Origin of the sequence: Streptomyces sp. ADI95-17 (assembly GCF_003846175.1) — a bacterium.
GTDB lineage: Bacteria > Actinomycetota > Actinomycetes > Streptomycetales > Streptomycetaceae > Streptomyces > Streptomyces sanglieri.
Window position 1 is genome coordinate 677,713 of the sequence record NZ_ML123044.1, and the last position, 17,336, is coordinate 695,048.

Consider the following 17,336-nt stretch of genomic DNA (forward strand, 5'->3'; position numbering starts at 1 on the left):
TTGTGGTGAAACCGTACCACGACGCGGGGGTGAGCCTTTACCGGGTTACTCAGCCACCGCTGTCAGCGCCGGCCGGCTCGTCTCTCTTGTCGGCGCTGCCGGCCTTGTCGGCGCTGCCGGCCTTGTCGGCACCGTCCGCCTTGTCCGAGCCGCTCGCGCTGTTCGCGCTGCCCGGCTTCGGCTGGGCGGCCGCCGCACGCTGGAGCGCGTCCTGCAGATCCGCCTGGGCCTTGCCGTAGGCCGCCCAGTCCTGCTCCTTGAGGGCCGCCTCGCCCTCCGAGTAGGCCTTCTGCGCGTCCGCGATCGCCTTCTTCAGCGCCGCGTCACCGGTGGCCGGCGGCTGGGTGGTGCCCGGCGGCCTGGTGGTGTCCGGCGGCGGGGTGGTGCCGGAGTCCGTCACCCCGAAGACCGCGTTGAGCGCCTCCCCGAGACTGTTCTCGAAGACGGTCTTCGACCCGTACGAGGCGGCGACCTTGCGCAGCAGCGGATAGTTCTGCGTGCCACCCCGCGTGTACACCGGCTCGATGTAGAGGAAGCCCCCCTCCAGCGGCACGGTCAGAAGGTTGCCGTACTCGATGTCGGAGTCGGTCCCCTTCAGGTTTCTCACGAACTCGGCGACGTCGTCGTTGCCGTTGAGCTCACTCTGTACCTGCCCGGGGCCCTTCACCGTGGTGGTGACTCTCAGCAGCCTTATCGTGCCGTAGTCCTTGCTGGCCGCATCGGCGTCCACCGCCATGAACGCCCCGAGGTCGGGCCGCCCCTTCGGGGTGAAGGTCGTCGTCAGCGAGAACTTCTGAGCCTCCTGGTCCGGCATCTTTATGCTCAGGTAGTACGGCGGGACGGCGCCGGACTCCTTGTTGGTCGGGTCGTCCGGGACCTGCCACGCGTCACTGCCGCTGTAGAACTGCGCGGGGTTCGTGACGTGGTAGCGGGTGAGCAGCTCGCGCTGCACCTTGAACAGGTCCTGCGGGTAGCGCAGGTGGTCCATGAGCTCCTGCGGGATGTCCGCCCTGGGCTCCACGGTCCCCGGGAACGCCTTGCGCCAGGTCTTGAGGACCGGGTCCTCGGTGTCCCACTCGTAGAGCTTGACCTTGCCGTCGTAGGCGTCGACGGTGGCCTTCACCGAGTTGCGGATGTAGTTGACCTGGTTCTGCTGGGCGACGACCGCACGCTGGTTGGTGGTCAGCGAGTCGGCCGTGGTGTCACCGAGCGTCGTACGGGAGGCGTACGGGTAGCCGTTGGTGGTGGTGTACGCGTCGACGACCCACTGGATGCGGCCGTTCACCACGGCCGGGTAGGCGTCGCCGTCGATGGTCAGCCACGGGGCGACCGCCTCGACGCGCTCCTTGGGCGTGCGGTTGTAGAGAATCCGCGAGCCCTCGCCGATGGCTCCCGAGTAGAGGATCTGCGGCTCGCTGAACGAGACCGCGTACGCGGCGCGGTTGAACGCGTTGGAGAGACTGACCCCGCTGTCGCCCTTGTAGCTGGTGGTCTTCTCGCCGTCCTCCTCGTAGTCGAGCTCCTTCTGGGGCCCGCCGACGATGGAGTACTGCTCGGTCTTCTCGCCGTAGTAGATCTGCTGCTGGTACTCGGGGAACTCACCCGACGTCGGCAGCCCGGACTCGGTGAAGTCCGGGGAACCCTTCGGGTTCTTGCCCGTCGTCGTGCCCCGGGCCGCGATGGCGCCGTAGCCGTGGGTGTAGGTGAAGTGGTCGTTGATCCAGTTGCGCTTGGGGATGCCTTCGAGGTTGAGCTCGCGCAGACCGATGACCGTGTCCTGGTCCTTGCCTGCGGCGTCCTTGTAGCGGTCGACGTCCAGAGTCTTGGGGAACTGGTAGTAGTTCCTCTTCTGCTGGAGCTGCTGGAAGGCCGGGGAGACGACGTTGGGGTCCATCACCCGGTAGCTGGCGGCGTCGTTCGCGCTGGCGCGCAGCTTGGCGTCGTCGTCCGTCGTGCTCTTGCCGGAGTAGTCGTCGACCTTCGCGTCGTCGATGTCGTACGCGTCACGCGTCGCTTCGATGTTCTTCCGGATGAACGGAGCTTCCTTGGCCTGCTCGTTCGGCTGGACCTGGAACTTCTGCACGATCGCGGGGTACAGCCCGCCGATCAGGATCGCCGAGAGCACCATCAGGCCGAAGCCGATGACCGGGAGCTGCCAGGTGCGGCGCCAGAGCGTCGCGAAGAACAGCACGGCGCAGATCGCGGCGATGCAGAACAGGATGGTCTTCGCCGGCAGATAGGCGTTGGCGTCGACGTACCGCAGGCCCGTCCAGTTGTCCGTGGCCTTGAAGTCGCTGGACTTCACGGCCAGGCCGTACCGGTCGAGCCAGTACGCCACGGCCTTCAGCGAGACGAAGACGCCGAGCAGCACCGAAAGATGGCCGGTGGCTGCGCCCGTCGCCCGCGCTCCGGGGCTGGTGATGCGCAGCCCGCCGTACAGGTAGTGGGTCATCGCGGCGGCGATCAGCGAGAGCACCGTGGCCGCGAAGCCGAAGCCCAGCAGGAAGCGGTACCAGGGCAGATCGAAGGCGTAGAAGGACACGTCCAGATGGAACTGGGGGTCCTTCTGCCCGAACGCCACGCCGTTCACATACATCAGCCAGGTACGCCACTGGCCGGAGGCGGATGCTCCGGCGATCAGACCGACGAGCGCGGTGATCGCGAGCAGCACCCACTTCTTGTGCGGGGCGAGGCTCATCCGGTAGCGGTCCAGGCTCTGCTGTTCCAGCGACATCGCGCTCAGCGGCGGCCGGAGCCGGTGCGCGAGCCAGATGTTCAGGCCGACGGCGACGGCCATCAGCAGTCCGAAGACGAAGAACAGCCCGATCTTGGTCCACAGGGTGGTGGTGAAGACGGATGAATACGCGACCGACCGGTACCACAGCCAGTCAGTCCAGAACCCGGCGAACATGACGAACGCCATGGCGAGAACCGCCAGGACGCCCAATGTCATGAGCAGGGTACGGGCACGCCGGGACGGGCGGCCGACTCTGATCCGTGGCCCGGTCGGGCCTCCGCCGCGGTCCGGCATCTGGAAAGCCAACGTGCGCACCTCGAAGTTCGCGGGTCGTGTGAAGCGGGCCCAGCGATCGTAGAGCCCACCTATGCAACTTACTGAGGCTTTACCTAGTTCCCGCTCCCGGGGCGGAAGGAGGCAGGATATTGGCCATGTCCAACGTTTCCCCCTCAGGCCCCCCGATGGCCGCCAGCCCGCTCACCGTCGCCGTGCTCGAAATCGACGAGTACATCTCCGGCCTCGGCTGGGACCAGCCGGCCCGGCTCTTCGCCCTGGTCGACACCGCCAAGCTGCGGGTCCAGGAGCCCGGTCTCGCCGCCCAGCTCGGCCTGGACAGCTCCGAATCCACGACTGCCGCACTGACCCCCATCGAGCAGGACGAGCTGCCGCCGGGCACCGCCCTGGACGAGTTCCTCGCCACGATCGCCTGGCCCGACGCGGTGATCGGATGCGCGATGACGGTGGAGCGGCTGATGCTGCCGCCGTCCGCCGAGGCCTCCGTGCCCGAGGGGCTCAGCGACGCCCAGCTGACCAAGTGGGTCGCCAAGCACCCGGAGCGTCAGGAGGTGCGGATGACCGTGGCGGTCCTCCGGGACGGTACGCGCGAGTCGGCCGTACGGCTGCGCGCGAAGGACACTCCGAGCGAGGTGCGGACCGGCGCCGGTCTGGTGCCCGGTCTGGCCGACGCGCTGGCCGCGACCTTCGAGGCCTGACCCCCCGGCGTCTCCCCCGCGGGGGGCGCGGTCAGCCTGCCGAACAGCTCGGCAGCCCGGCCGTGTCCCCCGCCTTGATCTTCTCCAGCGACTTCTTCGCGTCGTCGATCGTCTTCACCCTCACCAGCGTGAGTCCGCTCGGGGTGTCGGAGGCTGCGGCCTTGCAGTTCTCGTCCGGCGTCAGGAAGTACCTGGCGCCCGCGTCGCGCGCGCCGACCAGCTTCATGTTGATGCCGCCGATCGGGCCGACCTTGCCCTTGTCGTCGATCGTGCCGGTGCCCGCGATGAACTTGCCGCCCGTGAGCTTGCCGGGGGTCAGCTTGTCGATGATGCCCAGCGAGAACATCAGACCGGCGCTCGGGCCGCCGACATCGGCGAGCTTGATGTCGATCCGGAACGGGAACGTGTGGTCCGTCCCGGCCTGGATGCCGACGATCGCGCGGTCCTCCTTGGGCGCCTTCACGGTGGTGATGACGATCTTCCGGCTGCCCTCGGGCTCCTTGCCCGCCTTCTCGGCGGCCTCCGCCGTCTTGGCCGGGATGACCGTGAAGGTGACCTTCTGGCCGGGGTCGCGGCGGGTGACGAGCTTCGCCACGTCCTCGGGCTGCTCGACGGGCGTGCCGTCGACCTGCTTGATCACGTCGCCGGCGTGCAGCTTGCCCTGGGCGGGACTGTCCTTGACGACCGTGGAGACCACGACGCGCGAGGTCACCGGGATCTTCAGCTCGGTCAGCGCGGCGACCTTGGCGCTCTCCTGGGACTGGCTGAACTCCTCGGCGTTCTCCTGCGTCGACTGCTGCTCGGTCTTGCCGCCGGGGTAGAGCGTGTCGTGCGGCACGACCACGCTGTCGTGGGCCAGCCAGCCGTAGACGGACTCGACGAGATTCATGCTGTAGTCGGCACCGGTGACCCGGACCGTCGTCATGTTGAGGTTGCCGGACGTCGGGTACGTCTTGTGCCCGGAAATCTGCAGGACGGGTTCGCCACCGACCTCGCCGAGGGTGTTCACGGTCGGCCCGGGAGACATCTCCGAATACGGCACTTTGATCAGCACGCCTGCGCAGAGCAGCGCGATGAGGACCAGGGTGGAGGCGAGCATCGTCGCGGTGCGGCGTGGCATGGAACGACAGTACGGGAAGGGTCTGTCAGTGCACCGCCGGGGCCGGTCCGTACGAGGCGGGGATCCGGGCGCGGGCTGTGCCGGAGGGCGTCGGCAGTCGGAGCCGCGATGCGGATTGGCGACTGCGTACGCGCGAGGAGACGTCAGACGATGTCGGAACCGGAGGGCGGCTTCTCCATCGCCTCGCGGAACCTGGCATAGCCGGCGAGTTCGGAGACATCGCCGGTCGTTCGATTGCGGGTGGCCCAGCTTCCCCATATCGCAGCACCGAACGCAGCGAAAAGCGGAATCAGCAACCAGGCAAGTGCTGCCATTACGACCTCCCTACCCATGAGCGACCGCAACTGACCGATCAGCAGATTAACCGTCTGGACAACCAACGCTCACGGCAGGGGTGGGGTTACGCAAATCGGACCGGACGGCCTCCCGTCCGGCTTGCGCTCAGCAGGCGCCGACCCATTCCTCGGTGCCGTCCGAGAAGCGCTGGTGCTTCCAGATCGGGACCTCGTGCTTGAGGTCGTCGATGAGCTTCCGACAAGCCGCGAACGCCTCGGCGCGGTGCGGGCAGGAGACGGCGACGACCACCGCGAGATCGCCCACTTGGAGGTCACCCACCCGGTGGACGGCGGCCAGCGCCCGGACCGGGAAATTCGCGACGGTCTTCTCGGCCACCCGGCGCATCTCGTCCTGCGCCGAGGGGTGGCAGGAGTACCCGAGCGCGCCGACGTCCTGCCCGCCGTCGTGGTTGCGCACCGTGCCGACGAAGAGCGCCGTGCCGCCCGCCGCGTCGTCCCCGACGGCCCGGAAGACCTCGTCGACGGAGAGCGGGGTGTCGCGAATGTCCAGCAGCCGGACGGGGTCGCCCGCCGCCCGCTCGCCGGGGTGGTCATAGGTGGGAGCCATGAGGCCCATGGTGCCGCACTGCGCCGACAAGGCGGAATAGCGTTTTCCACCGGCGGGCCGCCCCTGGCCTTGGAGCCTTCTACAGAAGCTCCCGCTCGGGCGGTCCCCGCCGGTCGGCCCTCAGATGCGGCGGCGGGCCTTGCGGGCGCGGCGGACCAGGGCGGCGGTGCCGAGAAGTGCCACGGTCGCGCCGGCGGCACCGGCCGCGGTGGCGTCCTTGCGGCCGAGACGGCGTCCGGCGACGGTGTGTCTGCCCTCGACCTCTTCGAGGAGCGCGGCGAGCACCTCCTCGTTGGTCCAGGCGGGGCGCCAGCCCACGTCGTGCAGCCGGCTCACACTGACCACCCAGGGATGCATCGTGTACGCCAGATCGCCCGCCGGGGACGGGGTGAGCCCGATCCGGTGCAGCCTGGCAGCGGCGCCCAGGGCCACGGCGGAGGGCAGCTCCATCCGGCGTACGCCGCTGAGCTCCTCGACCTCCTCCTGCTCCAGCCAGCCGTCGCAGCCGACCGCGAACTCGCCGTCGATCTTCTCCAGCGCGGCGTACTCCAGGGCCGTGACCAGGTCGTCGACATGGCAGAACTGCCAGGTCGGACGCGATCCGGCGACGACCAGGAGGCGCGGCGACTCGAAGTAGCGGGTCAGCGCGGTGTCCGTACCGCCGACCAGGACGGTGGGCCGGACCACGGTCACATTGAGTCCGGGGTGGGCGCGGGGCGCACGGCGGCCGAGCCGTTCGATCTCCAGGAGGTCGCCGACGCCGGTGGCCTCCGCCGTGGCGCGCAGCTCGGCGTCCTCGGCGAGCGGGACGTCGTTGTCGGGCAGCGCCCCGTAGACCATCGCCGATGTGCACAGCACGACGCGGTGGACGCCGACGGCCGCGGCGGCCGTCAGCACGGTCTGGGTGCCGCGCACGTTGTAGGCGGTGCGGGCTGCGGGGTCGGTCTCCAGGTCGAGATCGAGTGCGAGATGCACCACGACGTCCGCGCCGCGCAGCTTCTCCGCGATGGCGGGGTCGCGTACGTCGAGGATGTGCCAGGTCGCCTCGGAGACCTCTCCTCGGCGTTCATCGATGGCGATGACCTGCTTGATCTCCTCGGATGCCGCGAGGCGTGCGGTGAGCAGCTCGCCCACGCCCCCTGCCGCTCCGGTGACCGCGACGACGGGGCCACGGTTCCTGGAGCGGCTCTTTTCTGGTTTGTTCTCGGTCGAGGGGGCGGACAGGTTTCGCGCTGCGCGAACCTGAGGATCTGGGGAACTCACCGGGCGTCTCCAGCGGTTGTCTTCAGTACGTACCCGAATGACGCGTGCGTACCAGGTGGCGTCCATCCTGCCGCAGGCCGGGAGCCGGCGGAGCACTGAGGCCCTAAGCGGACTTTTGGTGTCTACGCTGGATGGTGATGTCGGGCAGTCGCCGTCGGTTCGAGCCGGCGGCCCTACGAGCCGAGGAAACCCGTGAGTGACACCCCATTCGGATTCGGCCTTCCGCCGGAGGAGCCGGAGAACGGCGACGAGGGCAAGAAGAAGGACCCCACCGGAGGTGGGCAGGGTTCGGGCGGGCCTGCGAACCCGTTCGGCTTCGGGCCCGGCGCGGGCGGGGACAACCCGTTCGCGGCGATGTTCGGCACGATGAACCCCAATGACCTGGGCGCCGCCTTCCAGCAGCTCGGCCAGATGCTGAGCTACGAGGGCGGTCCCGTGAACTGGGACATGGCCAAGCAGATCGCCCGCCAGACGGTCTCGCAGGGCACGCCGGACGGCACGAAGGACGCCAGTGTCGGCCCGTCCGAGCGGTCCGCGGTGGACGAGGCGCTGCGCCTGGCCGATCTCTGGCTGGACGGCGTGACGTCGCTGCCCTCCGGTTCGGTCTCGACCGTGGCGTGGAGCCGTGCGGAGTGGGTCGAGGCGTCTCTTCCGGCCTGGCAGAAGCTGGTCGACCCGGTGGCGGAGCGCGTCGGTCTCGCGATGGGCGATGTGCTGCCTGAGGAGATGCAGGCGATGGCCGGCCCGCTGATCGGCATGATGCGGTCGATGGGTGGCGCCATGTTCGGCCAGCAGATCGGGCAGGCCGTCGGGGTGCTCGCGGGCGAGGTGGTCGGTTCGACCGACATCGGCCTGCCGCTGGGCCCGGCGGGCAAGGCCGCGCTGCTGCCGCTGAACGTGGAGCGGTTCGGCAAGGACCTCAGCGTGCCGCAGGACGAGGTGCGGCTGTATCTCGCGCTGCGCGAGGCCGCGCACCAGCGCCTCTTCGCCCACGTTCCGTGGCTGCGCTCGCATCTCTTCGGTGCCGTCGAGGGCTATGCGCGCGGCATCAAGGTCGACACCAGCAAGCTGGAGGACGTGGTCGGCCAGTTCGACCCGTCGCAGCCCGAGCAGCTCCAGGACGCCCTTCAGCAGGGCATGTTCCAGCCGGAGGACACCCCGGAGCAGAAGGCCGCCCTGGCCCGGCTGGAGACGGCTCTCGCGCTGGTCGAAGGCTGGGTGGACGCCGTGGTGCACGAGGCCGCGAAGTCCCGTCTGACCTCGGCGGACGCGCTGCGCGAGACGATGCGCAGGCGCCGCGCCTCCGGCGGTCCCGCCGAGCAGACCTTCGCCACGCTCATCGGCCTCCAGCTGCGCCCGCGGCGGCTGCGTGACGCCTCGCGTCTGTGGGCCTCGCTCACCGACGCGCGCGGTCTGGACGGGCGCGACGCCCTGTGGGAGCACCCCGACATGCTGCCCACGGCCCAGGACCTGGACGATCCGGACGGCTTCGTGCACCACGAGCAGCTGGACTTCTCCGAGCTGGACAAGATGCTCGGCGAGGCCGCGAAGGGCTCGCAGAAGCCCGCCGCGGACGCGGACGACAAGGGCCCGGCCGGCAGCGCGGAGGCCGAGGACCGCGAGGACGACGGCAAGGGCGACAGCGACCGGTGAGCCTGCACGACGACGCCGTTCTCGTCCTTAAGGGGTACGAGAGCCCGGACCCGGCCCAGAGTGAGCTGCGCCAGGGCTACCTCGACCATCTGGCACAGCACCCCGACGGCATGTGGAAGGCCTGCGGGGCAGGCCATCTGACGGCCAGCGCGCTGGTCGTCGACCCGGAGCGCGGCCGGGTGCTGCTCACTCTGCACCGCAAGCTTCGGATGTGGCTCCAGATGGGCGGTCACTGCGAGCCGCAGGACGAGTCGCTCGCCGCCGCGGCGCTGCGGGAGGCGACCGAGGAGTCCGGCATCGCCGGTCTGACCCTGCTCGGTGGCGGCCCGGTGAGGCTGGACCGCCACCCGATCCCCGCGCCCTGCCACTGGCACCTGGACGTGCAGTACGCGGCGCTGGCGCCCTCCGGGGCGACGGAGCAGATCAGCGAGGAGTCGCTGGACCTGCGCTGGTTCGCCTACGACGAGGTCGCCTCGGTGGCCGACACCTCGGTCGTACGGCTGATGGAGCGGACCCGCGCCGAGCTGGAGCGGCGCCGGTAGGAACGGCCCGCGGCACGGGTGAGGGGCGGTCTCCGCGGAGACCGCCCCTCACCCGTGCTCGTCATGTCGGTGCTCGGTGGTTCAGTTCCAGGAGTTGTTCTGGTTCTGACCGTGGGCGCCCTGCTGGCCCATGCCGAACTGGGCGCGGGCGCCCTGGCCGATCTCGTGGTTCTGCGGGGGCAGCACCTCGCTCGGCTGCACCAGGGCGAAGCCCTGGCCGAGGAAGCTGAGCTCCCAGCCCTCGCCGGTGTTCCCGCGACGCCGCCAGACGCCCGAGGAGTGCGTCTGGGCCTGCATCTGCACCCGCAGCGAGCTGGACCAGGCGACGATCGCGTCGGCGTCGGCGTTGACGTACTTGTCCGGCGTGACCTGCATCATCAGCGGCTGGCCGGAGGTCATCAGGGCGACCTTGCCGGTGCCGGAGATGTTGAGCTGGTACTTCCCGGTGCCCGAGATGCCGTACTGGCTGTCCACCGCGATGACCTCGGTGTGCAGCGAGGAGTCCAGCGCCAGGACATAGGCGCTGTCCACCGTGATGCCGTCGTGGTCGACGTCCACGACGTGGATGTACTGCGCGAGGTTGGCGAGGTAGACGGTGCCCTGCCCGGAGCAGCGCATCAGGTCGAGGCCCTCACCGGTGCTCGCGCGGGCGCGGCGCTGTCCGTGCGACTGGTACTCGCCGTCGAACTCCATCAGTCCCTGGTACGCGACCATGGCGCCCTTGCGGGCGAGGACGTCGTCGTGGCCGGTCAGCGAGACCCGCAGGAGCTGCGGGTTCTGGACGGTGTACCGGTCCTGGGACTGCTGTTCGGTGTAGCTGAAGAGCGGACTCTGCATGGTGTGTTCTCCTCCCCCGTCAGTTCCGGACCCGCAGGCGGTCGGTACTGTCCTCGCTCGGCTGTACGACGACGATGCCCTGGCCGGAGAACGCCATCTGGTACGCCTCGCCGCTGCCCCGCCCGATGAGCGAGGAGGCCTTGAAGCTGCGCTTGCCCTTCACCTTGAGGTTCGGGGACCACGCCACGAGGGCGTCCGGGTCGACGTAGGTCTCGTCCTCGCCACGTCCGCAGTCGACGACGATCGGTGTGCCGCGCGAGGTGATCGCGACCCAGCCGGTGCCCGAGATGCAGACGTTCCACAGGCCCTGGCCGGCGAACTTGGCGAGGCCCTTGACGCGCTCCACGCCCCAGGTGAGATGCCCGTCGAAGGCCAGGACGTTGGTGCCGTTGACCGAGAGGGAGTCGTTGTTGAGGTTGATGACGATCACATCGGCGCCGTAGTCGGCGAGGTAGAGCAGTCCGTCGCCGGAGCACTTCATGATCGGTGCGCCCTCGCCGGTGATCCACTGGGAGGCGATCTGCCGGACGGCGGGCGGGTTGGGTTCGTACTGGATGAAGCCCTCGTACGCGACCATCGAGCCGGTACGTGCGTAGAGGTCCTGGCCGGTGGCCATGGCGACCTTGAGCATCGTGCGGCCGTGGTTCTCCATACGGGCCGTGACGGGGGTCGGGGCGTAGCCCGCGAGCTGCTGGTTCATGACGGGCTCCCTCAGACCTCGTAGGGCTGGACGACGATGAAGTTGCCGGGAGCGCCCCGGAACTGGAGGTTCACGGTCTCCCCGCTGTGTCCCGGGTACGCGTTGCGGCGCAGCCGGACCTGGCTGGAGATGATCACCTGGGACGCGGCCGACCAGGCCACGACGGCGTTGCAGTCGGCGAAGGTGGTCGGCGTGACCGGCAGGACGACAGGGACGCCGTGGGTCTTGACGATGACCGTGCCGGTGCCCTGGAACTGCATGGTGAACAGGGCGCCACCGGGGATGCCGTGGCCCTCGATCCGGCGGACCTCGTGCTGCAGCGACTCGTCGAAGGCGAGGACGTTCTCCGCCGAGACGCAGATGCCGTCGCCCTGGAGCTCGATGGCGTGCAGATGGGAGCCGTCCTCGGCGAGGAAGACCTGCCCGCGGCCGCTGCAGCGCATCAGCTGCATTTCCTGGCCGGTGGCGTTGCCGACGATACGGCCGGCGAAACCGGCGCCCTTGTAGCCGAAGTCGACCTTGCCCTGGTACATCACCATGCTGCCCTGGCGGGCGAGCACCGGCGTACCGCCCATGGTGAGGTCGACCCGCATGAGCTGCTGGTTCTGCGGGGTCCAGCGCTGTCCGGTGGGCGTCTCCTTGTACGGCTGGAGCGCCGCCTGGAGACCGGCACCGGCCTGCGGAACGCCTTGCGGCACGCCCTGGGGCATACCGGGCGGCTGCATTCCCGGCGGCTGCATGCCGGGAGGCTGCTGACCGTACGGAGCCGGGGCCTGCTGACCGTACTGGCCGGGAGGCTGCTGGCCGTACGGGGCGGCGGGGGGCACCTGGCCGGGGATCTGCCCGAACTGCGGCTGCTGGGGCGGCTGCCCGTACGGAGCGGGGGCGGGGGCGGGCGGCGGCACCGTGCCGCCCTGCGGTGCCAGCGGCGCCGCCATCGTCGGCGCGGCGTGCATCTGCTGCTGCGGCGTGGGCGGCGGGGCCGGGGCGGGCGGAGCACCGAAGGACGGCGCCGGCTGCGGGGGCTGGGGTGCCTGCGGTGCGGGCGGGGCACCGAAGGACGGGGCGGGGGCCGGTGCGGCAGCCTGGGCCGGCGGGGCGAACGACGGCGCCGCGGCCTGCGGCTGAGGTGCGGCGGGCTCCTCCTCGGCGACCTCGCCGCCGAAGTTCTTCAGCAGCGCGTCGAGGCCGCCGTCGAAGCCCTGGCCGACCGCGGCGAACCGCCAGACGTCCTTCAGGTAGAAGTCGCCCAGCATCACCGCGCGCTCGGTGGTGAACTCCGAACCGTTGAAGGCGTACCTGACGACTTCCTCGCCACCCGCGACGATCCGGATGTATCCGGGGCCGACCTGGGACATCTGTCCGGCCCCGTCGACCGTCGCGGTGAACGACAGCTTGTGGATGTTCGCCGGAATGCGGTCCAGGGTGACGCGGAACGACTCGGTGTCGCCGGCCTGGGCGCCGAGGAGCTGAATGGACTCCTCGGGCGATTTAGGCTGATTGAAGAAGATGAAATACCGGTCGTCGGAGAGCTGCTCATTGGCGTCGAGGCCGAAGCAGCTGATGTCAAAGGTCAGTCCCTGACCGGCGATCTGCACACCTACGTACAGATCCGTCCCCGGCGTGAGATCGCTGATCTTGGCCTTGTGGCCGCGTTGGAATTCCCTGGCCATGCGTAACGACCGTCCCCCATCCCGAATGTGAATGCGTCGCGTCAGGCTAACCGCAAAGTCCGACATCGAGCTAAGTCGGTACACACCCGGTACAGAATCGGTGGACGTCACTCACCGCGCGCGGCGGGCAGCTGGGGCAGCCGGTCGGCCGCCACCACGCCCTCCAGGTAACCGCGCGCCCGCTCGGTACGCGGGTACGCCTCCAGCAGCCGCCAGAAGCGCGGGCCGTGACCGGGAACGAGCAGGTGGGCCAGCTCGTGGACCAGCACGTAGTCGACGACGTACTCGGGCATGCCCTGCAAGCGGTGCGACAGACGGATGCTGCCCTCCGCCGGGGTGCAGGACCCCCAGCGGGTGTTCTGGTTGGTCACCCACCGCACCGAAGCGGGCCTGGCCCGGCCCTCGAAGTACTGGGCGGACAACCGCTCGGCGCGCTCGGCGAGTTCGCTGTCGCCGAAGACGCGTCTGCTCTCCTGTGCCGCGAGCTTGTCGAGCATCACGTTCACCCAGCGCTGCTCCTCGGCCTCCGACATCCGGGCCGGGATGAGCACGATGGTGCGGTCGCCCTCCCGGTACGCGGAGACCGTTCTGCTGCGGCGGTTGCTCCTGCGGACCTCGACCGCGCTCGTTGCCGAGGCGCGGGGCGGACGGTCCGTCGCGCTGCGCTGCGGGGTTCCGGCACTGCGCTGCGGGGTTCCGGCACTGCGCGCGGGGGTCTCCCCGGCGATTCCGGGTGACGGGTCGGCGGGCACGCCACGACGTTACCCGGTGGTGGCGGGGGAAGTCCCGTCTCCGGACGGTTCACGCTTGATCCACTCCATGGCATGCACCATTTGAACGACTAATACCCCATGCCTGTGGATAACTTTCTGCACGCTTCGGCGCCTGCCTGCATTCTGACAACGGATCTCGCGAAGATCACGGGCAGCGGCCCGCGAGCGGGGATCAGGGAACCGCAGGGATCAAGGAACTCAGACCGGGGGTAACCGTGCATCCGATGTTGAAGCCCGCACTGCGCCGCGCATGGCGCGGCCGGGGCACCGTGCAATTCGGTGTGACTCGCGCCCATGCCGTGAAGTTCGGCCCACTGGATATCGCCACGGGAAGTTTTCTGGAACTGCTCGACGGAACACGCGGCCTGCCGCTGCTGCGCGAGGAGGCCCGCGCACTGGACCTGTCGGACCATCAAGCGGAGATCTTGGTGCGCCGGTTGATGAACGCGGGGCTGGTCGACGACGTACGGGCCGGCGGCCCGGAGGCCGACGCGTTACGGAACAGGCCGGGCGCCCTGGACCGGCACCGCCCCGATCTGGCGTCGCTCTCCGTCGTCCATCCCGAACCGGGCGGCGGGATGCGGCGGCTGGCGGCCCGTCGGGCGATGCGGGTCCAGGTGCGCGGTGCGGGACGGGTCGGTGCCGCGATCGCGGCGGTGCTGTCCGGGTCAGGGGTGGGCCGGGTGGAGGTTCTGGACGGCGGGCACACCGAGCCGTGCGACATCTCGCCCGGCGGGCTTCCGCCGGCGTCCGTCGGGGAGCGCAGGGACACGGCCGCCCGGCAGTTGGTGCGCAGATCCGCCGCAGGTCCGGCTCCCCGGGCGGCGGAGACGGCGGGCTCCCCGGCCGGTGGCGAGCCGGGTCTGTCACTGATCGTGATGGCCCCTCGCGACAGCTTCACCGCGTACGTCCCCGACCCCCGTGCGGCCGAACCGTGGATCACGTCGGGAACGCCTCATCTCTACGCCGGGGTGATGGAGGCGACGGGGTTCGTCGGACCCCTGGTCCTGCCCGGGGGTACGGCCTGCGCGGGATGCCTGGCACTGGACCGCGCGGCCGGGGACGAGGACTGGACGAGGATGCTGTCCCAGTGGCAGTCCGGGCGGCGAACTGCCGTGCAGGCCTGTGACCTGGGGCTGGCGACGGCGGTCGCCGGGCTCGCGGCGGCCCACGCACTGTCCTTCCTGGACGGCGAACTGCCCGCGAGCACGGGGACCCGCTGGGAGGCCGCGCTGCCGCTGTTGGACTGGCGGGCCGAGCGGTTGGGGCCTCATCCCGACTGTTCCTGTGGAGCGGCTGGGCACACTGACCGGGAGGGCTCCTCCGGGACCGGAACGATGCAGGACACAATGGCCGGGTAACCGCCGCTCGCGGTACGGCAGTCTGGGATTTGGAGGGGCTCATGTCTGATCTACCCCGGAAAGCGGTCACCCGCACCGCCAAGTTGGCCGCCCTGCCTCTGGGCTTCGCCGGCCGTGCCACGTGGGGTCTGGGCAAGCGGATCGGCGGGAGATCGGCGGAGCTGGTCGCCCGGGAGGTGCAGCAGCGGACCGCGGACCAGTTGTTCAAGGTCCTCGGCGAGTTGAAGGGCGGGGCGATGAAGCTCGGGCAGGCCCTGTCCGTCTTCGAGTCGGCGCTGCCCGAAGAGGTCGCCGGACCGTACCGGGCGGCGCTCACCAAGCTCCAGGAAGCCGCGCCGCCCATGCCCAGCGGTACGGTCCACGCGGTGCTGGAGGAGCGGCTCGGCGAGGACTGGCGGGAGTTGTTCCTCGAATTCGACGACAAGCCGTCGGCCGCCGCCTCGATCGGCCAGGTGCACCGGGCGGTCTGGCACGACGGGCGGAACGTCGCGGTGAAGGTGCAGTATCCGGGCGCGGGCGAGGCGCTGCTCTCGGACCTGACCCAACTCAGCAGATTCGCCCGCCTGCTCGGCCCCCTGATTCCCGGGATGGACATCAAACCGCTGATCACGGAGCTGCGCGACCGGGTCTCGGAGGAGCTGGACTACGAGCAGGAGGCGGGCTCGCAGCGGGATCATGCCGAGGAGTTCGCGGACGACCCGGATGTCGTGATCCCCGGCGTGGTGCACCAGTCCGACCAGGTGCTGGTGACGGAGTGGATGGACGGTGTCCCGCTGTCCGACGTGATCGCGGAGGGCACTCCGGAGCAGCGGGACCGGGCGGGGCAGCTGCTGGCGCGCTTCCTCTTCTCGGGGCCCGCGCGCACCGGCCTGCTGCACGCGGACCCGCATCCGGGCAACTTCCGGCTGCTGCCTCCGGACGAGGAGACCGGCGAGGACGGGCAGTGGCGGCTCGGAGTGCTGGACTTCGGGACGGTGGACCGGCTGCCGGGCGGTCTGCCGCAGACCATCGGGGACTCACTGCGGCTGACGCTGGCGGGCGAGGCGGAGGCGGTGTACGAGCTGTTGCGCGAGGAGGGGTTCGTCAAGGACACGATCGACCTCGATCCGGACGCGGTGCTCGATTACCTCCTCCCGATCATCGAGCCGGCCCAGGTGGAGGAGTTCACGTTCACCCGGAGCTGGATGCGCAATCAGGCGGCGCGGATCGCGGATCCCCGCTCCCCCGCCCACCAGCTCGGCAAGCAGCTGAATCTGCCGCCCGCCTATCTGCTGATACACCGGGTGACGTTGAGCACGATCGGCGTGCTGTGCCAGCTGGGTGCGACGGTGCGGCTGCGCGACGAGCTCGAATCCTGGTTGCCGGGCTTTCTGCCTGAGGACGAGCAGGAGCCCGCGGTACGGGAATCCGCGGTGCAGGAAGCCGCGGTGCAGGAAGCCGCGGGCCTGGAACCCGCAGTCCGGGAGCCCGAGATGCAGGGGCCCGCAGTGCAGGAGTTGGCGGGCGACGCGCCTCTGGGAGCGTAGGTCCGGAGCTGCGTGGCTGGATGTCGTGCCGCCGGCCGGGTCACCACCAGCCGGAGTCCAGTCTGCTCTCGATCGACCTGATGTGGGTGCGGGCGCACTCTTCGCAGAAGTACTGGCGTCTGCCGTTCTCCACGGAGCAGATCCAGGTCGGCGGCGCGGTCTCGCTCTCGGCGGAGCTGCCGCACAGGGCGCAGGTGACGACCGCGGCGTCGCTCTGCGCGGGTCGCTCAATCCGGTGCCGGTTCTCCTCGTCCACCTCGTGACGATATCTCCGTCGCCGCCGCGCCGCGCGGCGCCACCGCACAGCACGACCGCGGGGCCGGTCCGTCTCGGACCGGCCCCGCGGAAGGGGTACTGACTGTGGGTACTGAGTGCTGCCGGGCAGAGCGGCTGCCCGGCAGCGGGTGCTGCTGGTGTTCGGCCCGGCTCAGTGCATGACGGCCATGGCCAGCGCCCGGCGGGCGCGCATCGAAGCGCGCTCGGCCCGGCGCTGCATACGGCGCGCGTTGACCAGGCGTACCGCCTGGCGCTCCGTGTCGGCCTCCCTCATGCGGTCGTGCATATGAGCACGAGCCAGGGCTTCTGGGATGAGTTGCATCTCGCGGGTCCTGTTCTGACGCGAGTCGTTCGCGCCGATGATCGTGACGTTCGGTGTTGCGGAGCCGACGGGCTCATTCGTGGGGACGGACATTGCTGCCTGATTTCGGGGATCGTGGGTGTGGGGGCGGTCGATGGTGCCGATGCGCTTCATGGGTTTGGGAGCCGCGGCCCCCAGTCCGGCGATCACGCCGCGACCGGGTTCTTACGCGGACGACCACGCGGCCGCTTGCGAGCGACGACGACGCCCTGGATGAAGAGCTCACCGCCCCAGACGCCCCACGGCTCGCGACGCTCCTTGGCGCCGGCGAGGCAGGCCTCGACGAGCGGGCAGGTGCGGCAGAGGGACTTGGCGTACTCGACGTCGGCGGGCGACTCCGCGAAGAAGACCTCCGGGTCGTAGGAGCGGCACGGGACGGGCACGCCGAGGTTCTCGATGGCGTCGTCGAGCGCGGTGAGCGCAGTGAGGGGGAACAAGGTGGAGTCCTCCGTGAGGCCGGGCGGCGGGATCGTGTCGGAAGGCGGTACGGACGGGGCGTGCGCTTCGAGTTGCACGGTGGGTGGTGTCCTCGTCTGGTCGTTCCGGCCTGTTGGCCGGGTGGCGGCTGGTACCGGGTGTTGCTTGTCCCGAGGCTCCTTCGCGCTGTCTCGTCCGTTCG

At 69.9% G+C, this 17,336-nt stretch carries 17 protein-coding genes; 5 read left to right on the plus strand and 12 right to left on the minus strand.

What is annotated here, in order from left to right:
• Positions 1-49 precede the first annotated feature (49 nt).
• Positions 50-3,031 (minus strand): UPF0182 family membrane protein, encoded by a 2,982-nt coding sequence (locus EES42_RS02920; RefSeq protein ID WP_206433397.1) that lies wholly within the window; start codon positions 3,029-3,031, stop codon positions 50-52.
• 137 nt (positions 3,032-3,168) lie between these two features.
• Between EES42_RS02920 and EES42_RS02925 the strand changes: the two genes are divergently transcribed.
• The gene (locus EES42_RS02925) at positions 3,169-3,729 is read left to right on the plus strand and encodes a PPA1309 family protein (RefSeq protein WP_241196216.1); all 561 of its coding nucleotides are present in this window, start codon (positions 3,169-3,171) and stop codon (positions 3,727-3,729) included.
• A 31-nt stretch (positions 3,730-3,760) separates the two neighbouring features.
• Here EES42_RS02925 and EES42_RS02930 read toward each other — a convergent pair whose 3' ends face one another.
• The 4 genes from EES42_RS02930 to EES42_RS02940 form a co-directional block, all read right to left on the minus strand.
• Positions 3,761-4,849 carry a YlbL family protein gene (locus EES42_RS02930; protein ID WP_124716500.1) on the minus strand — a complete coding sequence of 363 codons (1,089 nt, stop codon included), beginning with the start codon at positions 4,847-4,849 and terminating at the stop codon, positions 3,761-3,763.
• 143 nt (positions 4,850-4,992) lie between these two features.
• Positions 4,993-5,163: a hypothetical protein gene (locus EES42_RS44550; RefSeq protein ID WP_164495151.1), complete on the minus strand. Its 171-nt coding sequence runs from the start codon at positions 5,161-5,163 to the stop codon at positions 4,993-4,995.
• A 127-nt stretch (positions 5,164-5,290) separates the two neighbouring features.
• Positions 5,291-5,752, minus strand: coding sequence for a molybdenum cofactor biosynthesis protein MoaE (locus EES42_RS02935; protein ID WP_124716501.1), 462 nt, complete (start codon positions 5,750-5,752; stop codon positions 5,291-5,293).
• A gap of 120 nt (positions 5,753-5,872) precedes the next feature.
• Positions 5,873-7,015, minus strand: coding sequence for an SDR family oxidoreductase (locus tag EES42_RS02940; RefSeq protein ID WP_124716502.1), 1,143 nt, complete (start codon positions 7,013-7,015; stop codon positions 5,873-5,875).
• Between the two features lie 192 nt (positions 7,016-7,207).
• Here EES42_RS02940 and EES42_RS02945 point away from each other — a divergent pair, with 192 nt between their 5' ends.
• Together EES42_RS02945 and EES42_RS02950 are read left to right on the plus strand one after the other, a co-directional pair.
• Positions 7,208-8,668, plus strand: coding sequence for a zinc-dependent metalloprotease (locus tag EES42_RS02945; RefSeq protein ID WP_124716503.1), 1,461 nt, complete (start codon positions 7,208-7,210; stop codon positions 8,666-8,668).
• Entirely contained in the window at positions 8,665-9,210 is a 546-nt protein-coding gene (locus EES42_RS02950) for an NUDIX hydrolase (RefSeq protein ID WP_124716504.1), read from the plus strand. Before EES42_RS02945 ends, EES42_RS02950 begins: the two co-directional genes overlap by 4 nt.
• Before the next feature lie 81 nt (positions 9,211-9,291).
• On the opposite strand, the gene EES42_RS02955 is transcribed toward EES42_RS02950, so the two are convergent.
• From EES42_RS02955 to EES42_RS02970, 4 genes are all read right to left on the minus strand, one after another.
• Entirely contained in the window at positions 9,292-10,047 is a 756-nt protein-coding gene (locus EES42_RS02955; RefSeq protein ID WP_124716505.1) for an AIM24 family protein, read from the minus strand.
• A 19-nt stretch (positions 10,048-10,066) separates the two neighbouring features.
• Positions 10,067-10,747: an AIM24 family protein gene (locus EES42_RS02960; protein ID WP_124716506.1), complete on the minus strand. Its 681-nt coding sequence runs from the start codon at positions 10,745-10,747 to the stop codon at positions 10,067-10,069.
• Between the two features lie 11 nt (positions 10,748-10,758).
• Positions 10,759-12,420, minus strand: coding sequence for a TerD family protein (locus EES42_RS02965; RefSeq protein WP_124716507.1), 1,662 nt, complete (start codon positions 12,418-12,420; stop codon positions 10,759-10,761).
• Positions 12,421-12,527: 107 nt separating this feature from the next.
• Positions 12,528-13,172 carry a M48 metallopeptidase family protein gene (locus EES42_RS02970; protein ID WP_124716508.1) on the minus strand — a complete coding sequence of 215 codons (645 nt, stop codon included), beginning with the start codon at positions 13,170-13,172 and terminating at the stop codon, positions 12,528-12,530.
• A 236-nt stretch (positions 13,173-13,408) separates the two neighbouring features.
• Here EES42_RS02970 and EES42_RS02975 point away from each other — a divergent pair, with 236 nt between their 5' ends.
• Positions 13,409-14,554 (plus strand): ThiF family adenylyltransferase, encoded by a 1,146-nt coding sequence (locus EES42_RS02975; RefSeq protein ID WP_124716509.1) that lies wholly within the window; start codon positions 13,409-13,411, stop codon positions 14,552-14,554.
• A 41-nt stretch (positions 14,555-14,595) separates the two neighbouring features.
• Positions 14,596-16,080, plus strand: coding sequence for an ABC1 kinase family protein (locus EES42_RS02980; protein ID WP_241196217.1), 1,485 nt, complete (start codon positions 14,596-14,598; stop codon positions 16,078-16,080).
• Between the two features lie 40 nt (positions 16,081-16,120).
• Here the strand turns inward: EES42_RS02980 and EES42_RS02985 are convergent, their stop codons facing one another.
• From EES42_RS02985 to EES42_RS02995, 3 genes are all read right to left on the minus strand, one after another.
• Positions 16,121-16,336, minus strand: coding sequence for a hypothetical protein (locus EES42_RS02985; RefSeq protein ID WP_124716510.1), 216 nt, complete (start codon positions 16,334-16,336; stop codon positions 16,121-16,123).
• 171 nt (positions 16,337-16,507) lie between these two features.
• On the minus strand, positions 16,508-16,831 hold the full coding sequence (locus EES42_RS02990) for a hypothetical protein (protein ID WP_124717384.1): 324 nt from the start codon (positions 16,829-16,831) through the stop codon (positions 16,508-16,510).
• Positions 16,832-16,863: 32 nt separating this feature from the next.
• A complete protein-coding gene (locus EES42_RS02995) occupies positions 16,864-17,232 on the minus strand; it encodes a WhiB family transcriptional regulator (RefSeq protein ID WP_124716511.1) in 369 nt (122 codons plus the stop codon).
• Between the last annotated feature and the right edge of the window lie 104 nt (positions 17,233-17,336).